General features: G+C 44.5%; 2 protein-coding genes. Both read right to left on the minus strand.

What is annotated here, in order from left to right:
- Positions 1-163, minus strand: a 163-nt coding sequence (locus tag ABD744_RS00005) for a DUF6160 family protein (protein ID WP_344794148.1), incomplete at its 3' end; no start/stop codon positions are given.
- 296 nt (positions 164-459) lie between these two features.
- Positions 460-827: hypothetical protein (locus ABD744_RS00010; protein ID WP_344794146.1), on the minus strand; the 368-nt coding region annotated here is incomplete at its 5' end.

Consider the following 827-nt stretch of genomic DNA (forward strand, 5'->3'; position numbering starts at 1 on the left):
AAACCACTTCGTCGATCAAAACACGTGCTTTAAGATCGATAGACACACCAGACTGACCGGTCATGTCTGACAGTACTGAATCATCCAAAGACTCAAGTGCGTGAGCGGAAGTTAATGGGGCAGCGATTGCAGCTACTAGAGCCAGCTTTTTGAAACCTTTCATGGAAGAACTCCTGATTATTATTTTTAATTTTTATTTAACAGAGCCGTTTTAACTCATAGATCCACTATAACGAACTATTCGTTCCAGAATACCCAACAATAAGCAAAGAAACCGCGCTCATGCCACACATCCAAAACCCACCTTTAGTTTAGGTTACCCTGAAACAGACCACCCACACCCACTAACACTCAAAAAAAGACAAAAAACCGTAACAAAAACACTCAATCAACCTCAAAAAGTAACACCCACAAAAAAACCGCCCGAAGGCGGTTTTTTAACTCGGAGAGTCTTAGGTATTAGTGACCGTATACAGTCAAAGTTGTACCAGACACGTCCAAGTTCTCTAGATGTACGTTACCGATTGAGCTAGTCACCAATCCAGCAAGTGCACCCGTTGCAGTTGAAGTACCGATCGCTACGTCCATATCGATATCAACGTTGAAGCTGTTCACTGACAAGCTCAATGCATCAGACACAGCTACAGTCGTTGCTGTACCAGCGATGTCTGCTGGGCTTGCAAGGTTATACGCTGTATCCACGGTATCAACCGTTACGTCGAAATAGGCAAAGCCACCCTGCGCAACACCTGCTGCACCCAATGCACCCGCATTTGCGTTTTGATAAATCTTCAAGTTAGAGATACCAACGCCCGCGACTGGAATAT

Origin of the sequence: Litoribacillus peritrichatus (genome assembly GCF_039537985.1) — a bacterium.
GTDB classification, from domain to species: Bacteria; Pseudomonadota; Gammaproteobacteria; order Pseudomonadales; family Litoribrevibacteraceae; genus Litoribacillus; species Litoribacillus peritrichatus.